The sequence below is a fragment of the Colwellia sp. 12G3 genome (genome assembly GCF_002836775.1).
Lineage (GTDB): Bacteria > Pseudomonadota > Gammaproteobacteria > Enterobacterales > Alteromonadaceae > Colwellia.
Window position 1 is genome coordinate 1 of record NZ_PJAQ01000060.1, and the last position, 1,011, is coordinate 1,011.

The following is a 1,011-nucleotide window of genomic DNA, read 5'->3' on the forward strand; positions in this document are numbered from 1 at the left end:
TGTTAAGGGGCAAATTGTAGTTGGCTAAAATGTGAAGCGGAGCGGAACCAGCCAACTGTAATTTGTCCCGCTTGAACAGCTTGTTATGTACCTGATTGATTTTTAAGCTGAATATACTGACTAGAGAAGTCTTCTGCGACATCTCGGCTTTCGGTTATAGTAATACTCTCATTATTATATTGAGCATTACTAGTCCAATTATATGAGCCATGAATCACCTTATGTAAGTCGATAATACAAAATTTATTGTGCATTAACTTTTTACCCCAGCGTGAATTAGGTGAAACCTTAATGTATTCGATTCCTTTTTGATCGAATGGTAGTCCATATTTTTCAGTAGTTTCATCGTCATTAACTATAATTCGGACATTGATACCTTCAAGGTGTTTAAGCCTTAACTCATTTGCCAAGTCTTTATCAGTAAACCACGCAACTGCAACCCAAATGGTAAATTTAGCTGTTCGAATACTTTCTAATATTTGGCTTTTTATTTCTTGAAAATGTGCCTCTATAATAATCGGGTCATCTAGTGCACCGCCCGTTACCTTATATATATCAGATTCATTTTTCTCTAATTTATATCCGTCATGTTTGATGATATCGTGAATCTGAAGAGCAACCTCGTCAGGTTTACTGACTTTCCTGCTATCAGTTAGCGCCTCGACTAAGGCTTTGAAATAAGTAGTTCCATTAACTTTTTTTAAAGTCTCATATGCATATTCATTTCTAGACCAAGCATTCGGGAGCCCACCGTTTCGATGGACATATTCATCTTCCATACCGAAGGCATTGAAGAATTTTATAAGTTCAGGACCTGATAAGTATGGGGTTGGCGCTCCATCTCCAGTAACAAATGGCTTAAGCGCACTTAGTGTCAGATCAGATACTTTCAACTTGAAATATTCTCCATTATTCAGAGTGAAGTGCTAGGTACATAACGCCCCATTAAGAGGCTTTTAATTGTTGGTTAAAATGTGTAGCGAAGCGGAACCTAACCAACTGTTAAAAGTT

1 protein-coding gene is annotated in these 1,011 nt (G+C 37.3%); it reads right to left on the reverse strand.

Translation table 11 applies throughout. The features are described 5' to 3' along the window. Positions 1–83: 83 nt before the first annotated feature. Positions 84–893, reverse strand: a complete 810-nt coding sequence (locus CXF71_RS13070; protein WP_101233396.1) for a phospholipase D-like domain-containing protein — start codon at positions 891–893, stop codon at positions 84–86. Positions 894–1,011: the final 118 nt, after the last annotated feature.